This window comes from Vibrio brasiliensis LMG 20546, from assembly GCF_000189255.1.
Classification (GTDB): domain Bacteria; phylum Pseudomonadota; class Gammaproteobacteria; order Enterobacterales; family Vibrionaceae; genus Vibrio; species Vibrio brasiliensis.
This window is the reverse complement of sequence record NZ_AEVS01000015.1, coordinates 51,663-69,874: the sequence shown is the minus strand read 5'-3', so window position 1 is coordinate 69,874 and position 18,212 is coordinate 51,663. Positions and strand designations below refer to the sequence as shown.

17 protein-coding genes are annotated in these 18,212 nt (G+C 45.0%); 6 read left to right on the top strand and 11 right to left on the bottom strand.

What is annotated here, in order from left to right; genetic code table 11:
• The first annotated feature begins 739 nt into the window (after positions 1-739).
• The 4 genes from RH46_RS03420 to RH46_RS03405 all read left to right on the top strand — a co-directional run bounded on the left by RH46_RS03420 (position 740) and on the right by RH46_RS03405 (position 4,892).
• Positions 740-2,209, top strand: a complete 1,470-nt coding sequence (locus tag RH46_RS03420) for an aminoacyl-histidine dipeptidase (RefSeq protein ID WP_006878011.1) — start codon at positions 740-742, stop codon at positions 2,207-2,209.
• Positions 2,210-2,492: 283 nt separating this feature from the next.
• Positions 2,493-2,933, top strand: coding sequence for an ATP-dependent zinc protease family protein (locus RH46_RS03415; RefSeq protein WP_006878010.1), 441 nt, complete (start codon positions 2,493-2,495; stop codon positions 2,931-2,933).
• Entirely contained in the window at positions 2,933-3,838 is a 906-nt protein-coding gene (gene rimK, locus RH46_RS03410; protein ID WP_006878009.1) for a 30S ribosomal protein S6--L-glutamate ligase, read from the top strand. The genes RH46_RS03415 and rimK overlap by 1 nt, the downstream gene beginning before the upstream one ends.
• Positions 3,798-4,892 (top strand): succinylglutamate desuccinylase/aspartoacylase family protein, encoded by a 1,095-nt coding sequence (locus tag RH46_RS03405; RefSeq protein WP_040895018.1) that lies wholly within the window; start codon positions 3,798-3,800, stop codon positions 4,890-4,892. The genes rimK and RH46_RS03405 overlap by 41 nt, the downstream gene beginning before the upstream one ends.
• 68 nt (positions 4,893-4,960) lie before the next feature.
• Here RH46_RS03405 and RH46_RS03400 read toward each other — a convergent pair whose 3' ends face one another.
• From RH46_RS03400 to RH46_RS03390, 3 genes are all read right to left on the bottom strand, one after another.
• A complete protein-coding gene (locus RH46_RS03400) occupies positions 4,961-6,325 on the bottom strand; it encodes a sodium-dependent transporter (RefSeq protein ID WP_006878007.1) in 1,365 nt (454 codons plus the stop codon).
• 222 nt (positions 6,326-6,547) lie between these two features.
• Positions 6,548-7,291, bottom strand: coding sequence for a YggN family protein (locus tag RH46_RS03395; protein ID WP_006878006.1), 744 nt, complete (start codon positions 7,289-7,291; stop codon positions 6,548-6,550).
• Between the two features lie 56 nt (positions 7,292-7,347).
• Positions 7,348-7,824: a GreA/GreB family elongation factor gene (locus tag RH46_RS03390; RefSeq protein ID WP_040895016.1), complete on the bottom strand. Its 477-nt coding sequence runs from the start codon at positions 7,822-7,824 to the stop codon at positions 7,348-7,350.
• A gap of 77 nt (positions 7,825-7,901) precedes the next feature.
• On the opposite strand from RH46_RS03390, the gene RH46_RS03385 reads away from it, so the two are divergent.
• Positions 7,902-9,836 carry a RecQ family ATP-dependent DNA helicase gene (locus tag RH46_RS03385; protein ID WP_006878004.1) on the top strand — a complete coding sequence of 645 codons (1,935 nt, stop codon included), beginning with the start codon at positions 7,902-7,904 and terminating at the stop codon, positions 9,834-9,836.
• Here RH46_RS03385 and dinB read toward each other — a convergent pair.
• A complete protein-coding gene (gene dinB, locus RH46_RS03380) occupies positions 9,833-10,897 on the bottom strand; it encodes a DNA polymerase IV (RefSeq protein ID WP_040895013.1) in 1,065 nt (354 codons plus the stop codon). The genes RH46_RS03385 and dinB overlap by 4 nt on opposite strands.
• Before the next feature lie 157 nt (positions 10,898-11,054).
• Between dinB and RH46_RS03375 the strand changes: the two genes are divergently transcribed.
• Complete coding sequence (locus tag RH46_RS03375; RefSeq protein WP_006878002.1) at positions 11,055-12,299, top strand: GGDEF domain-containing response regulator; 1,245 nt, start codon at positions 11,055-11,057, stop codon at positions 12,297-12,299.
• Between the two features lie 19 nt (positions 12,300-12,318).
• On the opposite strand, the gene nqrM is transcribed toward RH46_RS03375, so the two are convergent.
• From nqrM to RH46_RS03340, 7 genes are all read right to left on the bottom strand, one after another.
• Positions 12,319-12,552: a (Na+)-NQR maturation NqrM gene (gene nqrM, locus RH46_RS03370; RefSeq protein WP_006878001.1), complete on the bottom strand. Its 234-nt coding sequence runs from the start codon at positions 12,550-12,552 to the stop codon at positions 12,319-12,321.
• Between the two features lie 22 nt (positions 12,553-12,574).
• Complete coding sequence (locus tag RH46_RS03365) at positions 12,575-13,579, bottom strand: FAD:protein FMN transferase (protein ID WP_006878000.1); 1,005 nt, start codon at positions 13,577-13,579, stop codon at positions 12,575-12,577.
• Positions 13,580-13,711: 132 nt separating this feature from the next.
• Entirely contained in the window at positions 13,712-14,935 is a 1,224-nt protein-coding gene (nqrF, locus tag RH46_RS03360; RefSeq protein WP_006877999.1) for an NADH:ubiquinone reductase (Na(+)-transporting) subunit F, read from the bottom strand.
• A 33-nt stretch (positions 14,936-14,968) separates the two neighbouring features.
• Positions 14,969-15,565, bottom strand: coding sequence for an NADH:ubiquinone reductase (Na(+)-transporting) subunit E (gene nqrE / locus RH46_RS03355; RefSeq protein WP_005436652.1), 597 nt, complete (start codon positions 15,563-15,565; stop codon positions 14,969-14,971).
• Positions 15,566-15,572: 7 nt separating this feature from the next.
• The gene (locus RH46_RS03350) at positions 15,573-16,205 is read right to left on the bottom strand and encodes an NADH:ubiquinone reductase (Na(+)-transporting) subunit D (RefSeq protein WP_005473461.1); all 633 of its coding nucleotides are present in this window, start codon (positions 16,203-16,205) and stop codon (positions 15,573-15,575) included.
• Positions 16,205-16,975 (bottom strand): Na(+)-translocating NADH-quinone reductase subunit C, encoded by a 771-nt coding sequence (locus RH46_RS03345; RefSeq protein WP_006877998.1) that lies wholly within the window; start codon positions 16,973-16,975, stop codon positions 16,205-16,207. The genes RH46_RS03350 and RH46_RS03345 overlap by 1 nt, the downstream gene beginning before the upstream one ends.
• A complete protein-coding gene (locus RH46_RS03340; RefSeq protein ID WP_006877997.1) occupies positions 16,965-18,209 on the bottom strand; it encodes an NADH:ubiquinone reductase (Na(+)-transporting) subunit B in 1,245 nt (414 codons plus the stop codon). The genes RH46_RS03345 and RH46_RS03340 overlap by 11 nt, the downstream gene beginning before the upstream one ends.
• Positions 18,210-18,212 lie beyond the last annotated feature (3 nt).

Here is an 18,212-nt window from a genome sequence, read left to right as displayed (position 1 = left end):
ATGTGTTTACACGAATAAAAAACGAAGACTTTGAGTGATAGCGATAAACCACGAAGTTTTTGGGGAGATATGCAGCAGATAAAAAAACGCCACTCATATTGAGTGGCGGTTGAATCATGTCAGCTATTAGGAGCCGTAAAAAATTCCAATAATAGGGGTGAACAAACTGTTCGAGAGTGACAAGCTTGTGGTTAGTAACCGAAGCTTGTTGGGTAAGTAAAGCTGCCTGTGTAAACAGAGCTGTTTAGCCAGAACGCTGCACTTGGTAAACCTTTCATAACATCACCTTCTAAATCAATTAAAACAGATAACAAATATTGATTTCTCGGTTCCTTGGAGGCGACAAATCGGACTCATCCTTTGAGCATTTTCTCTTCGCTTTCGAAGTTGGTTATAAATATACCCCAAAGAAAATTAATTACAAGCACAAAAGTGACAAAAGTCACAAAAAGTTTAAAACTTGATTAAGATCATTATATTTTCGTAATTTAATTACAGAATTATCAGCCTTTGAGTTTGTTTTCCTACAATCACATAAGAACCTAGCCACATAAGGCGATCGCAGCAAATCTATAATCTGTGATAACAACGAAACATTTCAGAGGTTGTTTCGCTACACCCTCGACTCTGGGAGTGATATTCTGTGCCTCTACTTAATAGGCCAGATGCAGATTAATCTTCCGATATATTTAGATTATAAATCATAAGATCTGGCATTATTCTCAATAAGGAGTCATCCGTGTCTGAATTCCATTCTGAAATCAGCAACTTATCACCTGCTCCACTATGGCAGTTTTTCGATAAGATCTGTTCTATTCCTCACCCTTCAAAACATGAAGAAGCCCTGGCACAGTACATTGTTAACTGGGCTACAGAGCAAGGCTTAGATGTTCGTCGTGATCCAACTGGTAACGTATTTATCAAGAAGCCTGCTACACCAGGCATGGAAAACAAGAAAGGTGTCGTTCTCCAGGCGCATATCGATATGGTGCCTCAGAAGAATGAAGACACTGATCATGATTTCGAAAAAGACGCTATCCAGCCATACATCGACGGTGAATGGGTAACGGCAAAAGGAACAACGCTAGGTGCTGATAACGGCATTGGCATGGCTTCTTGTTTAGCGGTACTGGCTTCAACTGAAATCAAGCATGGTCCAATTGAAGTTCTGCTTACTATTGATGAAGAAGCAGGTATGACTGGCGCATTTGGTCTGCAAGAGGGTTGGCTAGAAGGCGACATCCTTCTTAATACTGACTCTGAGCAGGAAGGCGAAGTCTACATGGGTTGTGCTGGCGGCATTGATGGTGAGATGGCATTCGATATTACTCGCGAAGCAATCCCCGCTGGTCTTGTAACTCGCCAACTTATTCTGAAAGGACTAAAGGGCGGCCACTCTGGCTGTGATATTCACACAGGTCGCGGCAACGCAAACAAGCTCCTTGCTCGCTTCTTAGCTGGCCACGCTCAGGAACTTGATCTTCGTCTGGTAGAATTCCGTGGTGGTAGCCTGCGCAACGCAATCCCTCGTGAGGCTTTCGTTACCGTTGCTGTTCCTGCAGAGAATGAAGCTAAGCTGGCTGAGCTTTTCGAGTTCTACACTAACCTGCTAAAAACTGAGCTAGGTAAAGTAGAAACAGACATCGTCTCTTTTAATCAATCAATTGAAACAGATGCTCAGGCGCTGTCTATTGCAGATCAACAACGCTTTATCGCAGCACTAAACGCTTGTCCAAACGGCGTGATTCGCATGAGCGATGAAATTGAAGGTGTTGTAGAAACCTCTCTGAACGTAGGTGTCGTGACTACTGAAGAGAACCGTATCAACGTACTGTGTCTGGTTCGTTCACTGATCGACTCTGGCCGTCAACAGGTTGAAGGCATGCTGACTTCAGTGGCAGACCTTGCAGGTGCAAACATCGAATTCTCTGGTGCGTATCCTGGTTGGAAACCTGATGCTGACTCAGAAATCATGGCAATTTTCCGTGACATGTATGAAGGTATCTACGGTCATAAACCAAACATCATGGTTATTCACGCAGGTCTGGAATGTGGTCTGTTCAAAGAACCTTACCCGAACATGGATATGGTTTCTTTCGGCCCAACGATTAAGTTCCCTCACTCTCCTGATGAGAAAGTGAAGATCGATACTGTCGCGCTTTTCTGGGATCAAATGGTGGCATTACTTGAGGCAATTCCAAACAAGTAGCCCACCCACAAATCATTAGAAAAACTAATCAAAAAAGCCAGCTCGCATTAGCTGGCTTTTTTTGTATCTTGTACTAATGTTTGATAAAAATATTTTGTTGTGACGAATATTTTTTTTCGTTAGTCACACTAGAACATGGTTGCTACAGTCGCCGTCCTTGAAGCGCCTTAGGGTACATTCTAATACCCTCTTCAAGCCATATAATCGGTAGTCACCGTGTTATGTCGGGGATGCTCGCATCACTAGAGCATCTTAAATTCTCTCTAAATATATTGTTACTGCGATGAAAGAAAAACTATTAGTAGGTTGGCGAGAAACTCTTAGCCTGCCGGGTTTAGGTATTGAAGAAATTAATGCAAAAATCGATACCGGAGCCAGGACCTCATGCTTACACGCATTCAAAGTAGAGAGCTTTAAGAAGGACGAAGCTCTTTGGGTTAGATTCTGGATCCACCCAATGCAACATAACACGGATATTGAAACTGTATGTGAAGCTAAAGTAATTGACGAGCGCATCGTACGTGATTCAGGTGGACATGAAGAATCACGCTATGTCATCGAGTCAGAATTGAGAATTGGCGGAGAAAGTTGGCCAATCGAAATTACTTTAACTAATCGTGAAAACATGGCATTTCGCATGTTATTAGGTCGAACAGCAATGCACAACCGCATCATCGTCGACCCTGTAGAATCGTTTTTAGTCCCTTTCGAGGAAAACAAATAATGAAAATTGGTATTCTGTCTCGCAACGCGAACCTTTACTCAACTAAGCGCCTAATTGAAGCGGCTCAAAACCGTGGTCACGAAGTTAAAGTGATTGATGCGCTACGTTGTTATATGAATATCAACTCAGAAAAACCAGAAATTCACTTCAAAGGTGAAGAGCTATCTGGCTTTGACGCGATTGTTCCTCGAATCGGTGCATCTGTTACCTTTTACGGTACTGCAGTATTGCGTCAATTCGAAATGATGGGTGTATACCCGGTTAACGAATCGGTGGCGATTACACGCTCACGTGACAAGTTGCGTTCAATGCAGTTGCTATCACGTAAAGGCATTGGTATGCCGATCACTGGCTTTGCAAGCAAACCAGACGATGTCAAAGATCTACTAGACATGGTTGGTGGTGCCCCAGTTGTGATCAAGCTACTTGAAGGTACTCAAGGCATCGGGGTTGTACTAGCAGAAACGCGTAAAGCAGCTGAAAGTGTTGTTGAAGCCTTCATGGGCCTGAAAGCCAACATCATGGTGCAGGAATACATCAAAGAAGCTGGCGGCGCGGATATTCGTTGTTTTGTTCTGGGTGATAAAGTTATTGCAGCGATGAAACGTCAAGGTGCAGAAGGTGAGTTCCGCTCTAACCTACACCGTGGCGGTAGCGCATCTCTGGTTAAAATTACTCCGGAAGAACGCCGCACAGCGGTAGCAGCAGCGAAAATAATGGGTCTAAATGTGGCTGGGGTTGATCTCCTAAGATCAGACCGTGGTCCATTAGTCATGGAAGTAAACTCATCTCCAGGTCTTGAAGGTATTGAGGCCGCAACTGGTAAAGACATTGCTGGAATGATTGTCGAATTCATTGAGAAAAATGCGGCAAGTAAAAGGACTAAAACTCGTGGCAAAGGCTAAAAAGAATAGCGTGTTTGAATTTCTCGGTGAGTCAGTCTCACCGGGAGAACGTAAGGTCATTGAGTTAGAAGCTGCCAAGCTTTATACCCATTCACCATTATCGATTCCGGTTGAGATTATCAACGGTAAGCAAGCGGGGCCAGTGCTTATGGTCAACGCTGCTATCCATGGCGATGAGCTCAACGGCGTTGAAATTGTGCGACAACTGATCAACACCATTGATGCTGACAAGCTCAAAGGGACCGTGATCGCTGTACCTATCGTTAACGTGTTTGGCTTTATTCATAAATCGCGCTATCTACCAGACAGACGCGATTTAAACCGCTGCTTCCCGGGCAGTGAAAAAGGTTCTCTTGCTTCACGCATGGCGAACACTTTTTTCTCTCAGGTAGCAAAGCGCTGTGATTACATTCTGGACTTACATACTGGTGCAATTCACCGTACCAACTTACCGCAGATTCGTGCGGATTTAAGTAACCCAGAGACGCTTCGTATTGCTCAGGCGTTCGCTACGCCAGTGATAGTCGATGCTCCACTACGTGATGGTTCTCTGCGTAGCGAAGCAGAACGCCTGGGCATTCCGGTTCTGACTTATGAAGCTGGTGAAGCATTACGCTTTGAGCCAATTTGCATCAGTGCTGGTTTTATTGGTGTTCAGCGTGTAATGCAAGCTATTGGCATGCTGCGTTCGAGCCGTAAAAAGCTTCCAACACCAGTTATTGCTAAGTCCACTAGCTGGCTTCGCGCAGAGAGCGACGGTATTTTACGTACTGTTGTGACTCTGGGTGAAAAAGTAGAGAAAGGACAAGTACTTGCCTACATCAGTGCGCCATTAGGCCACAGTGAGATCGAGCTAACCGCTCGTAAAGGCGGTATTGTTATCGGTCAGCAGACACTACCACTGGTCAATGAAGGTGACGCAATCTTCCACCTTGCTTACTTTGACCAAGATGATGAAGAAGTCGAGCAAGTGGTTGAAGAGTTCATAGAAGAGGTCACTGACCTTGATGTTGATCCTTTGACAACTGGTCAAATGAACGCTCCAGCTCAGTAAAATGAAGCTGTGAAAGCCAAAAGCCCGCATATCACTATACGGGCTTTTTACTATCTGTCGTTTGGCTGTTAACCAAATGATGCCCATATCACGGTGGCCACTAACACTGGACACACAAACTTGACGTAAGTTGGCCATAATTTGCCAAACCATCCTTGAGTAAACTCAGGGCACCCCTGTTGCAGCTCTTTGATCTTGCTGTTTCGGCTCCACACCCAGCCACCAAACAGGCAGAACAGTAGTGCAGCTGCAGGCTGTAAATACTGAGTAGCGATGGTCGCTACCGCCCCGAACATAGCGCCAAAGTTAAACACTATAACGATGCTGAACAGGGCTATCAGTCCGCCTAGCACCCAGCTTGTGGTTTTACGTTCAGTGTTGAAGCGTTCGCTTACTAAGGCTACCGGACACTCAAGCATCGAAATCGAAGAAGTTAATGCAGCGATCGTGAGCAGTAAGAAGAAGACGATTGCAAACAACTGCCCAAGCAGACCTAAGCTATCAAACATCAAAGGCAGTACAGTAAAAACAAGTGTATCCGAACTCAGCAACGACCCATCTTCAGCATAAATCTGCACACCCTTCTGCATTGCGACAAACATCGCGGGCATAACAACCAAACCAGCAATAAAGGCAACTGCAGTATCGACTAAAGTGACGTTCATAGCCATCTTCGGCAAGCTCTCCTTCTTACTTAGGTAAGAGCCATAAATAAGCATTGAACAACCACCTATGGTCAGAGAAAAGAAGCCTTGCCCCATTGCCGCTAAGATAAGCTTACGATCCATCACTTTGTCAAAGTCAGGGATCAGGTAGTGTTTAAGGCCTTCCATTGCACCGTTCTGAGTCATAATGTAGATAAACAAAAGACCAAACAGAACAAACAGGGCTGGCATCAGACGTGTCGACCATTTTTCAATGCCTTGCTTTACGCCGCCCTGAACAATTAAGACCGTCAAAACATAAAACGTAATGGTCCCGAATAAGTTTCGTTCAACACTAAAGCCTTTGAACCAAGCGGTTGCCTGTTCAAAACCTAATACTTCAGTAATCGCACCGAGCAAGAAGCAAATCAACCAGCCGCCGACGATACTATAAAACGCTAGCACCGCACTCGGCACACTTAAGCCAATCCAGCCTACTGTCGCTCCAAGCTTCTTGCCCATAGGGTTAGCTGTCAGTGAACGCATACTATCAACCGGGTTAGCCTGACCGTAGCGACCGATGGCCATCTCTACCACCAGCATAGGAAATGCAACTACAAGGATCATTACGAGATAGACAAGTAGAAACGCGCCACCGCCATTACTTGCCGCTTGTGTAGGGAAACCCCAGATATTGCCCAGACCAACAGCCGCACCTGCCGCCGCTAAAATGAAACCAAGACGAGAACCAAAATGCTCGCGTGTTTGAGAGTTATTTGTTTGTGCCATACAACCTACTTCGCACCAGTGAACTAGCTAACTAGTACAGAAGTGTAATTCACCATATAAAACTAAACAATCGATATATATTATGAATAAACAAAAAAAGTTAATTGGTTAAACCAACGTGCAAGGATTTTGCCCAACATTCAACCAATCCGGATGACAGAAACAAAAAAAGCGCCGCAATGGCGCTTTTACTAATCATAGATTCTGTTGAGATTTAGCTTATCAGATAGTAAAGATCTGGTAGTCCTTCAGTTGAGGGATCTTGTCGTGCAACTGCTGCTCTTGCTCTGCCATTTGATCCAGAGAATCACAAAACTCTTCACTTTGCTGCTCAACTTCACTGGCGTGCTCAGCAAGACGTTGTGCTATGCGCTCTTTCAGCTCCGCCATTGAGTTAGCCATTTCAGTCAGGTTCAAACCACCCTCAGCCTTCATTTTCTCAGACATTGCATCAAATGCGCTGGTAATAAACTCTTCATTAAACAGAGCCTTAGCTTTTTCAAAATCATCTGACCAAGTCTCGCTTAAAGAGCCAAAACTATCGGCTGGCAACACTAGGTCACCATTCTGGTAGTATCGAGCTTCAATATCGGCATAGAACTGTTTCATCGACTCTTTCACACCAGCAAACGCTTCTGGCGCGTCGAAGCTTTCAGCAACATCGTCAACTATGTCGTTAGCCAGAGCTAAACCGTCCTGTGCGATTTTCTTCGCTCTAGGTAGGTAATAATTGATGTTGTCACGGTATTCAGCAATGGCTTGTTTCTGACTATCATCAAGCTCAATTTTTTCACCGTGGATCGTTAAGTTATTGTTTTCATCAACGATTGCAGTGTCACCACTTGTCTGATGAATTTCAATTCGCTCACCGTTAAGGTGAATCTCATTCTTTAAATCAACTTTACACTGAGCTGCATAAACTTGACTGGAAAGTAATAAAGGTAATGTTAGTAATACTTTTTTCATTGTTACCTCACGCTCAATTATTGGTGCCTACAATATCAGAAATGAAGAGTAGTTTGTCAGCTGATGGTTTCTATCTCGTAACAATGTTCGGCTTCAGCAACACGATAAATAACTTCATCGCCAACATTTTTAGATTTAAGTGCTCTGCCCAGAGGAGAGTCAAAAGTGACCAACATGACCGTCGCTTCGCTGGCCGCCACTTTTAAACCACCTGCACACGGGGAGATAAAAAACCATTTACGTTGCTCGTTCACATCAAGTAGCGAAACCAAGCAACCAAGTACCACGCAGTGAGGCTCTTGTGGCATCACCAACTCTTTAAACAAGCTAATTTCCTGTTCACACTCTTGTAGACGTTTTGCCTGACCATGAGCAAGGTAGGAAGCTTCCAAAGCCAAAGTGTCATACTTGTGTTCCGGCACCGTCTCTTCATCGGTTGCTGATTCAATAGCTCTCTGCACTGAGCTTTGTGCGATTTGCCATTTCTGCTCCAACAAATCGAGAATAATTTGTTTTAGCTCCAACTTATTCATACTAAAACCATGTTCCATTGCGACGAATGTCCCTAGAATAGTGTTCATTGCGTCTTAAAGATACTGGAATCAAGCGAATGATGAGCCCAAACCTAGAATTCGACATACAGCAGCCCCTTAAAAACATCTTTGGCTTCGAGTCCCTTCGCTCTGGCCAACAGGCCGTAATCGAAAAAGTCTTACAGGGTAAATCTTGCTCGGCAATATTTCCTACCGGCTCAGGTAAATCACTTTGCTATCAGTTACCCGCAGTGATGCTGCCCCATTTAACGCTTGTCGTCTCGCCTTTACTTGCATTGATGAAAGACCAACTCGCCTTCTTAAACAGCAAGCAGATCCCTGCTGCATCGATAGATTCGAGCCAAAGTCGCGAAGATACCCTACACATCATGGAACAAGTCAGACAAGGTCGCATTAAGGTATTAATGATCTCGGTGGAAAGACTCAAGAACGAACGCTTTCGTCAGTTTATTTCTCAGGTCCCCGTCTCAATGCTAGTGGTGGATGAAGCGCACTGTATCTCTGAGTGGGGGCACAACTTCCGTCCTGATTACCTTAAACTGCCCCACTACCTGAAAGAGCTCAAGATTCCTCAGGCACTGTTATTAACCGCAACCGCCACACATGCCGTCATTGAAGATATGCAGACCAAGTTTGCCATCGAGCGCGAGGATGTGGTTGTGACTGGGTTCTATCGCTCCAACCTCGACATTTCCGTATCGCCTTGCCTCGATGATGAGAAGCCGCAAGCCCTGTTAGAATTAGTTCAATCAGCTCCAAAGTTACCCACCATCGTCTACGTAACATTGCAAAACAGTGCTGATCAGGTCGCCAATTTACTACGCGATAGCGGCATTAATGTGAGTGCCTATCATGCAGGGATGAAAAATGGACAGCGCGAACACATTCAAGCTCAGTTTATGCGTGGCGAGCTTGACTGTATCGTAGCAACAATCGCCTTTGGAATGGGAGTCGATAAGTCAGATATTCGCCGAGTGATTCACTTTGATCTGCCTAAGTCGATTGAGAACTATGCACAGGAAATTGGTCGCGCTGGACGGGATGGTCAGCCATCCCAATGTGTGTTGTTGGCTAACCAGACCGGCCTGAGTACTCTGGAAAACTTTATTTACGGCGATACGCCTGAACCAAGTGAAGTCGAGTTTGTGCTAAAACAAGCCGTTGATTCTGCACCTAAATGGGAAGTCGTCCTTCCCCGACTGGTAACGGAAAGCAATGTTCGTCAGCTACCGCTAAAAACCTTGCTCGTTTATCTGGAGATGGAAGGCATCATCAGCGCACAATACAGCTATTTTGCAGACTACCGATTTAAGTTCCTGACAGACAAAGAGAACATCATTAATCAGTTTGATCCACAACGTCGTGAATTTGTTACTGCGCTATTTAACAGCTCACCTAAAGCCCGAACCTGGTGTCAGGTCGACTTTGATACCTTGTGGCAACAGTTTCAGGGAGAGCGTTCAAGAGCCGTATCTGCGCTCAATTACTTCCATCAGAAAGGCTGGATAGAATTAGAAAGTAAGATTATGACTGAGGTGTACAGAGTCTCGTCAAAGCAACAAGCGATAGATGCCTTAGCTAACAAGCTTTCATCCCTGTTTCAGACTAAAGAGAACAACGATATCAGACGTATCCATCAGTTACTCGACTTCTTCCAGTCTGATCAATGCCTGAGTGCAAAGCTAGCTGAGTATTTTGGTGATCACAACGCTCCTCAGAACTGTAACCACTGTAGTGTGTGTCGTGGTCACGTCGCGACTTTACCCAAACTGGCAGCAAAAACGGTTGAACAGCAGCAGATAAGCGAGTGGCTTACTCAACTAGAAACAAAAGCAAACTCACCTTTATCGATAAGCCTGAAAACTAAGTTCCTTTGTGGCATGGCAACGCCAAAACTCACCAAGATCAAAGCGCGATCATTAGCCGGTTTCGGCCAGCTTGAAACATCGCCATTTGCTCAGGTTAAACAGTGGGTTGAAGAATTAAGTTAAAAAAAGCTCAGTTGCTTAGTTTGCTCTTCGGGTTTGAGCATAACGCTCAACCCCAGCAGACGGATCTCTCGACCTTGCTGACGTTTAAGAATGTCATGCAGTAGCTGTTTGAAGTACTCAAGCTCTAGTTCCGGGTGAATATGCTCAATAGTTGTCAGTTGAAAATCGGCAAACTTAAGTTTAATGCCCTGCTTTATTATCGCTTTGTCTGGAGACGCTCTTTCGAGTCGCTGCTCTAGCTCCGGAAACAACTTCTCTTCAATAACGCGCCAACACTCATCATAAGTAAATATATTCTCGGCAAAAGTACGCTCTACCCCGACAGACTTGCGCTCTCGTTCCACAACAACCTCACGCTCATCGATGCCATGACTCTTATTCCACAATGATGCACCAAGCCGACCAAACTTAAGTAACAAGCTGCGGTAATCACTGTTTTTAATGTCCAGACCAACATACAGTCCCGCCTGATGGAGCTTTTCCAGACTAACCTTGCCTACTCCAGGGATCTTTTCCAAGGGTAATTTATCTATTTCACTCTGAACCTGCTCTGGAGGAATCACATACTGGCCATTGGGTTTATTCATATCAGACGCAATTTTGGCCAGAAACTTTATCGGAGCAATTCCTGCGGAAGCGGTCAGCTTCAACTCATTCCAAATATCATTGCGAATTGCCTGAGCGATTAAGGTTGCCGAACCTTTATGTAACAGACAATCCGTTACGTCCAGATAGGCTTCATCTAGCGAAAGTGGCTCTATTAGTTTGGTATAGCGAGAGAAGATAGCATGGATCTGCTTTGATACTGCTTTATACACGTGCATCCTGCCAGGTACGACAAGTAACTGTGGGCATAACTGTAATGCTCTAGAAGTAGGCATTGCACTGCGAATACCGAACTTTCTCGCTTCGTAATTACAGGTACTTAACACTCCACGCTGCTTCTCATGTCCACCAACGGCGAGTGGTCTGCCCCTGTATGACGGGTTATCACGCATCTCTACGGCAGCATAAAAGCAATCCATGTCTACATGTATGATTTTGCGCGTTTTCTTACTCACATTGCACACTTAACCGAAACTGTATATAAATACAGTATAATAAATTACTTCTAATTCTCAAAGCCGAAATAAGAAGAAAAATTGTCCAACAATCGACTCGCAAGTTTGCTAGATAGGATTATTATTAATTCTATAAGTAATAAAAAGAGTCACGGTTTTGAACAATAGAGTCTTGGTAGTAGAGGACAGTCGCGCTTACCAGAACTTCCTAAAGCAGCAACTCACTGCTTTAGGCTGTCATGTTTGCGCAGCGGAGTCTTTGGCTCAGGCTGAATCGCTGCTGCAGCGACACAAAGAGTTTCGTTTTGCAGTATTGGATTACTGTCTGCCCGACGCCCAAGACGGTGAAGTGATTGATCTTGCACTTTCATATAAGCAGAAAGTGATTGTCTTAACCGCGACTTTTGATGACACCGCTCGTGAACGTTTTATTGCTAAGGGTGTGCTCGATTACATCCTTAAAGATAGTATGGCGTCGATTTCCTATCTGTTTCCTCTGGCAAAGAGACTGATTAACAACCACAAGCACCATGCTCTTGTTGTTGATGATTCGCCTACCGTCCGACGCCATGTCACCCAATTGTTAGAACACCAATACATTCGTACAACTGAAGCTGAAAATGGTCAGGTCGCACTCGATAAATTGCAGCGCTGCTCAGAGATCTCTTTTGTTATCACCGACCATGACATGCCAGTCAAAGACGGCATTACAATGACCCGAGAAATGCGTCAGATTTACGATAAAAATCATCTCGCCATTATTGGTTTATCTGGCAGTGAATCAAAAACTCTCACCGCTCAGTTTCTTAAAGCTGGTGCCAACGACTTTCTAACCAAGCCTTTCAATCAAGAAGAGTTCTATTGCCGTGTCCATCAACTGCTGGACATGAAAGAAGCGACTGATGAACTGTATAAGCTCGCTAACCAAGATGCTCTGACTGGTTTGTGGAATCGACGCTTCTTATTTGCTCAAGCTTGCTCAGGATGCCAGCTACGTAATATCGCTATGATTGATATTGACCTGTTTAAGCAGGTCAATGATTCCTTCGGCCATGATGGTGGCGACGCGGCACTGAAAAATGTCGCTAATATTCTCAAGATCTATTTCAACGAAGATGTCGTTGTTCGCTTCGGTGGTGAAGAGTTTTGCATTCAGTCATGTGCCCCAGCAGAGGAGTTCATTACCCGACTCGATAATATGCGTCAGAGGGTCGAAAAAACACCGGCTAAGTACCAAGGTAGTACGATAAATGTCACGGTTAGCGTTGGCGTTAGTAGTATTGATGGAGATATTCACGACCAGATAAAATTGGCCGATGACAGGCTCTATTTTGCCAAGAAGATGGGGCGGAATCAGGTAGTGTACGAAGATGAAATAGTAAAAAAAACACCAGTCGAATGACTGGTGTTTTTATAAAACGTTAAGCGATACGGTCTTTTTCCCATGCCGCTAGCTTTTCTTGACGCGCCGCTTCGCGAGCTTCTCGCTTCTTACGTGCATCACACGGTTCAGGACAGTTACATACTTTATCAATACCCACTGCACCAAGGCCACCACAGCTGCCTTTTACCACTTTCTTCTGGATGATATAGCCGATAGACATCGCTGCAATCACGGCCATAAACACACCAAATGTAATCAAAAATGTACTCATAATGACATGCTCACTAGGATTATTATTTATTCATATAAGGCTTATAAGCCGATGAAGCCAGCTCGTCAAAGCCCTCTTCAGTTTTTACGATCATAAAGACAGGGATATTGTTCTCTTCCGCAATCTTCATGCCTTGTTCTTCACCTAACACCATCAAGCCAGTCGCCAGACCATCTGCAGTCATTGAAGACTTGTCTAGCACTGTTACCGATACCACTTTGTGACTGATCGGCTTACCTGTTTCTGGGTTAATAATGTGCGAGTAACGAATTCCATCACGCTCAAAGTAGTTACGGTAATCCCCTGAGGTTGCCACTGCCATATCACCCGGCTCAATGATCTCTTGAATCGCGCGCTCTTCTACAGACGGCTTCTCGATAGCAATACGCCAAGCTACACCTTCACGGTTTAAACCTTTAAGACGCATCTCACCGCCGACTTCTACCATGTAATTCTGGATGCCTTGAGACTGGATGTAATCAGCCACAACATCAACACCCCAGCCTTTAGCAATTGTAGACAAATCCACATATAGGTTTGGAATATCTTTGCTTAACGTGTCACCTTCAACCGCAAGGTGTTGAATTCCTGTCATTGCTTTACGCGCAGCCAGTTCCTCATCCGTAGGTACAATCTCAGGACGAGCTTCAGGTCCAAAGCCCCATAGGTTTACTAAAGGTCCTACCGTTACGTCGAGAGCACCAAGAGTAAGACCGTTAAGACGAATCGCTTCTTTCACAACCGTAGCGGTTTGAGGTGAAACAGCAAACGCTTCAGAAGATTCGCTCTGGTTAAATCGACTTAGCTCGGAGTCTTTACGGTAAGTAGACATCTGATCGTTCACTTCTTCAAGTAAGCGGTCAACTTCTGTCTGAATAGCTTCAGGTGAAGGTTGCCCTTCAGCTGAAATATATTTGATGTTGTAGGTAGTACCCATCGTCGGGCCACTAAGATGGATCTGCTCAGCAGGCTTTTCACAACCAGCTAGTACCAACAGAGAAGCAAATGCAACAAGCCACTTTTTCACTTGTTAGACTCCTGTATTTTGAGGAACGGGAATAGCACATACGTTGCGATATAACGTATCGACTATTACCACTCTAAAACAACAATGGCTGGCTCGATTGAGCCAGCCATAAATTACAACTACTTAGGTAGATTAACCACCGAAGTCATCTAGAAGAATGTTTTCATCTTCTACACCGAGATCTTTCAGCATGCCGATAACAGCAGCGTTCATCATCGGTGGACCACACATGTAGTACTCACAATCTTCAGGAGCTTCGTGATCCTTCAGGTAGTTTTCGTACAGTACGTTGTGGATGAAGCCTGTGTAACCATCCCAGTTATCTTCTGGCATTGGGTCAGACAGTGCACAGTGCCACACGAAGTTGTCGTTTTCTGCTTGTAGGCCGTCGAAATCTTCTACGTAGAACATTTCACGCTTAGAACGAGCACCGTACCAGAAAGACATCTTACGCGTTGATTTAAGACGCTTAAGTTGGTCAAAGATGTGCGAACGCATTGGCGCCATACCCGCACCACCACCAACGAATACCATCTCGTTGTCTGTGTCTTTCGCGAAGAACTCACCAAATGGACCAGAAATAGTACACTTGTCGCCCTCTTTAAGAGACCAGATAAACGAAGACATGATACCAGGTGGTACGTCAGGATTATTAGGCGGCGGCGTAGCGATACGCACGTTTAGCATAATAATGCCTTCTTCTTCAGGGTAGTTAGCCATTGAGTAAGCGCGGATCGTCTCTTCACTTACCTTAGACTCGTAGCGGAACAGGTTAAACTTGTCCCAATCTTCACGGTACTCTTCTGGTACATCGAAGTCAGCGTATTTAACGTGGTGAGCAGGAGCTTCAATCTGGATGTAACCACCAGCACGGAAAGGTACTGATTCGCCATCTGGGATTTGTAGCTTAAGCTCTTTGATGAATGTCGCTTTGTTATCGTTAGAGATAACAGAACATTCCCACTTCTTAACGCCGAAGATCTCTTCAGGAAGTTCGATGTCCATGTCAGTTTTCATTGCAACCTGACACGCTAGACGTTCACCTTCACGAGCTTCACCTTTAGTAATGTGGTCAAGCTCAGTAGGTAGAATATCGCCACCGCCTGATTTAACTTTTACGCGACACTGACCACAAGAGCCACCGCCACCACAAGCAGAAGATACGAATACGCCAGCACCAGCTAGAGCACTCAGAAGCTTACCGCCCGGTTGTGTAACGATAGCAAGCGAGTCGTCACCGTTCACAGAAATTGTAATGTCACCTGTTGGTACAAGCTTAGACTTAGCGAAAAGAATCACTAGTACTAGCGCAAGTACGATCAGAGTAAACATCACTACACCAAGAATAATGTCCATTGACTATTCCTTAATTGTTGCGGTTTACCCGACTTACAGTTGAACACCAGAGAAAGACATAAAGCCTAACGCCATAAGACCTACAGTGATGAACGTGATACCAAGACCACGTAGACCAGGAGGTACGTCAGAGTACTTCATCTTCTCACGGATACCTGCAAGAGCGACGATAGCTAACATCCAGCCCACACCAGAACCGAAACCGTAAACAACAGATTCAGCAAAGTTGTAGTCACGCTGTACCATGAAAGATACACCACCGAAGATTGCACAGTTTACTGTGATCAGCGGTAGGAAGATGCCTAGTGCGTTGTACAGAGGTGGGAAGAAGCGGTCTAGAACCATTTCTAGAATCTGTACAAGTGCCGCGATTACACCGATAAAGGTGATGAAGTTTAGGAAGCTAAGATCAACACCTTCAACTAAAGCGTTCTCTTTTAGTACCAGGTTGTAAACTAGGTTGTTTACTGGAACAGCGATGGTTAGTACTACTACTACCGCTACACCCAGACCAAATGAGGTCTTAACTTTCTTAGATACTGCAAGGAATGTACACATACCTAAGAAGAAAGACAGAGCCATGTTTTCGATGAAAATCGATTTAACTAACAGACTAATGTAATGTTCCATGACGTCCTTACTCCTTCGCTTCTACTTGTTCTGGTTTCAGAATACGGATTGCCCAGATTAGGAAGCCGATTAGGAAGAATGCAGACGGTGCTAGTAGCATCAGACCGTTTGGCTGGTACCAACCACCGTTGCTCACTAGAGGAAGTACTTCCATGCCGAACAGTTTGCCTGAGCCAAACAGTTCACGGAAGAAACCAACAGTGATAAGAACGAAACCGTAACCAAGACCGTTACCAATACCGTCGATTAGAGATGGTAGTGGCGCAGACTTCATTGCGAATGCTTCAGCACGACCCATTACGATACAGTTCGTGATGATCAGACCTACGAATACAGATAGCTGCTTAGAGATATCGTATAGGTAAGCTTTTAGCACTTGGTCTACCACGATTACTAGAGATGCGATGATCGCCATCTGAACGATGATACGCACACTGTTAGGAATGTGGTTACGGATTAGAGATACACAGAAGTTAGACAGCGCAGTTACGAAGATAACCGCTAGAGTCATAACGAATGCAGTCTCTAGTTTAGTTGTTACTGCAAGAGCAGAACATACACCAAGAACCTGTAGCGCGATTGGGTTGTTATCCAATACTGGCGCTAAGATGCTCTTTTTAATGTTTTGTGCGCTAGACATTAGTTCAGACCTCCGTCACGAACTTTTGCTAGGAATGGACCAAAGCCCATATCGCCTAACCAGAAATCAAATGTGCCTTGAACACCGTTACCAGTTAGTGTTGCACCAGAAAGACCGTCGATACCATGCTCAGAACCTTGCGGAGCGCCACCTTTAACAATCTTGATTGCAGGCTTGTGGTTTTCATCGAACAGTTTCTTGCCAACCCACTGAGCACGCCATGTCGGGTTCTCAACTTCACCACCAAGTCCAGGAGTTTCACCCTGCTCGTAGTAAGTGATACCTGACACAGTGTTACCGTCAGTTTCAACTGCAACGAAAGCGTACATCATTGACCATAGACCAGTACCGTGTACAGGAAGGATGATCTTTGATACGTCATCGCCTTGTTTAACTAGGTATACAACACCAGTGTTTGCACGACGTAGGATCTTAGCTTTATCTTCTTCAGCCGTTAGCTTGATAGATTCAGCAGGATCTTTAGCAGCTTTACGTTGGTCGTAAGTTGCTGCGTCACCGTCAAGGAAGTCACCTGTATTGAAGTCAACTAGACGTGGTTCAATGTACTGTGCAAATAGCTCAGGAACTTTCTTACCTTCAGCGTCAATGCCAGCAACTTCAACGATCTTAGTTTGCTTATCCAGTACAGCGTTAGCTTTTTGCTGGTCACGTAGACCAACCGCTGCTGTTGATACGATGATTGAACAAACAAGGCTCAACCCGATAACAACACCCAGCGTCTTTTTAATGCTGTCGTTATTACTTGCCATAGCGTGCTTGTCTCCGCTTGATGTTCTTCTCGATAACTACATGGTCGAACAGAGGTGCAAACAGGTTCGCGAATAGAATAGCCAGCATCATACCTTCTGGGTACGCTGGGTTAACTACACGAATCAGTACACACATCACGCCGATTAGTGCGCCGTACCACCACTTACCTTTGTTGGTAAATGAAGCTGATACTGGGTCTGTTGCCATAAAGAACATACCGAATGCAAAGCCACCAAGAACCAGGTGCCAGTGCCATGGCATGTTGAACATTGGGTTAGTGTCAGAACCGATCACGTTGAACAGCGTTGCTGTTGCAATCATACCGATCATTACACCTGCAATGATGCGCCAAGAAGCGATTCGCATGTAAACGATCATCGCAGCGCCAATCATAAGTGCCAGTGTTGAAACTTCACCAATTGAACCAGGAATGTTACCGATGAATGCATCCATCCAAGTGATAGGAGCGCCAGTTACTGTATTCACTAGTGCACCGTTACCACCTTGTGCCCATTGGCTAAGAGCCGTTGCACCAGAGAAGCCGTCAGCTGCAGTCCAAACTACGTCACCCGAGATTTGCGCTGGGTAAGCGAAGAATAGGAAAGCACGGCCAGCAAGTGCTGGGTTAAGGAAGTTACGACCTGTACCACCGAAGATCTCTTTAGCAACAACAACACCGAAGGTAATACCTAGCGCTGCTTGCCATAGAGGTAGCGTTGGTGGAACGATAAGTGCAAACAGGATAGAAGTAACAAAGAAACCTTCGTTAACTTCGTGCTTACGCACCATACAGAACAGTACTTCCCAGAAACCACCAACGATAAATACCGTTGCGTAGATAGGTAGGAAGTAAGTCGCACCTAAGATCATCTTGCTGCCGACACCCGCATCAGGGGCAATGGTGCCGCCTAACATCTCTGTCAGCCAGTAATGCCAGTTACCTGCCACTACTGCAGCTAGCTGTTCGCCAGCATACATATGGTTAAGTGCTGCTAGAGCTTGGCCACCCGCGTTGTACATACCCCAGAACATTGCTGGGAATACCGCGAACCAAACCATGATCATGATACGTTTTAGATCAACGCTATCACGAACGTGCGAGCTTTTCTTTGTAATAAGACCTGGTGTGTAGAAAACTGTTGCTACAGCTTCGTACAGGGCAAACCACTTCTCGTGTTTACCACCAGGCTCAAAGTGATGCTCGATGTCTTCAAGAAACTTTTTAAGAGCCATGAA

What these genes read in the sequence shown, in the direction of transcription:
- rimK (WP_006878009.1), top strand. Translation starts at nt 2,933, where the DNA reads ATGAAAATTGGTATTCTGTCTCGCAACGCGAACCTTTACTCAACTAAG.
- RH46_RS03405 (WP_040895018.1), top strand. Translation starts at nt 3,798, where the DNA reads ATGCGGCAAGTAAAAGGACTAAAACTCGTGGCAAAGGCTAAAAAGAAT.
- nqrM (WP_006878001.1), bottom strand. Translation starts at nt 12,552, where the DNA reads ATGAGTACATTTTTGATTACATTTGGTGTGTTTATGGCCGTGATTGCA.
- RH46_RS03415 (WP_006878010.1), top strand. Translation starts at nt 2,493, where the DNA reads ATGAAAGAAAAACTATTAGTAGGTTGGCGAGAAACTCTTAGCCTGCCG.
- RH46_RS03350 (WP_005473461.1), bottom strand. Translation starts at nt 16,205, where the DNA reads ATGTCTAGCGCACAAAACATTAAAAAGAGCATCTTAGCGCCAGTATTG.
- nqrF (WP_006877999.1), bottom strand. Translation starts at nt 14,935, where the DNA reads ATGGACATTATTCTTGGTGTAGTGATGTTTACTCTGATCGTACTTGCG.
- RH46_RS03345 (WP_006877998.1), bottom strand. Translation starts at nt 16,975, where the DNA reads ATGGCAAGTAATAACGACAGCATTAAAAAGACGCTGGGTGTTGTTATC.
- RH46_RS03395 (WP_006878006.1), bottom strand. Translation starts at nt 7,291, where the DNA reads ATGAAAAAAGTATTACTAACATTACCTTTATTACTTTCCAGTCAAGTT.
- RH46_RS03340 (WP_006877997.1), bottom strand. Translation starts at nt 18,209, where the DNA reads ATGGCTCTTAAAAAGTTTCTTGAAGACATCGAGCATCACTTTGAGCCT.
- RH46_RS03390 (WP_040895016.1), bottom strand. Translation starts at nt 7,824, where the DNA reads ATGAATAAGTTGGAGCTAAAACAAATTATTCTCGATTTGTTGGAGCAG.
- RH46_RS03385 (WP_006878004.1), top strand. Translation starts at nt 7,902, where the DNA reads ATGATGAGCCCAAACCTAGAATTCGACATACAGCAGCCCCTTAAAAAC.
- RH46_RS03400 (WP_006878007.1), bottom strand. Translation starts at nt 6,325, where the DNA reads ATGGCACAAACAAATAACTCTCAAACACGCGAGCATTTTGGTTCTCGT.
- nqrE (WP_005436652.1), bottom strand. Translation starts at nt 15,565, where the DNA reads ATGGAACATTACATTAGTCTGTTAGTTAAATCGATTTTCATCGAAAAC.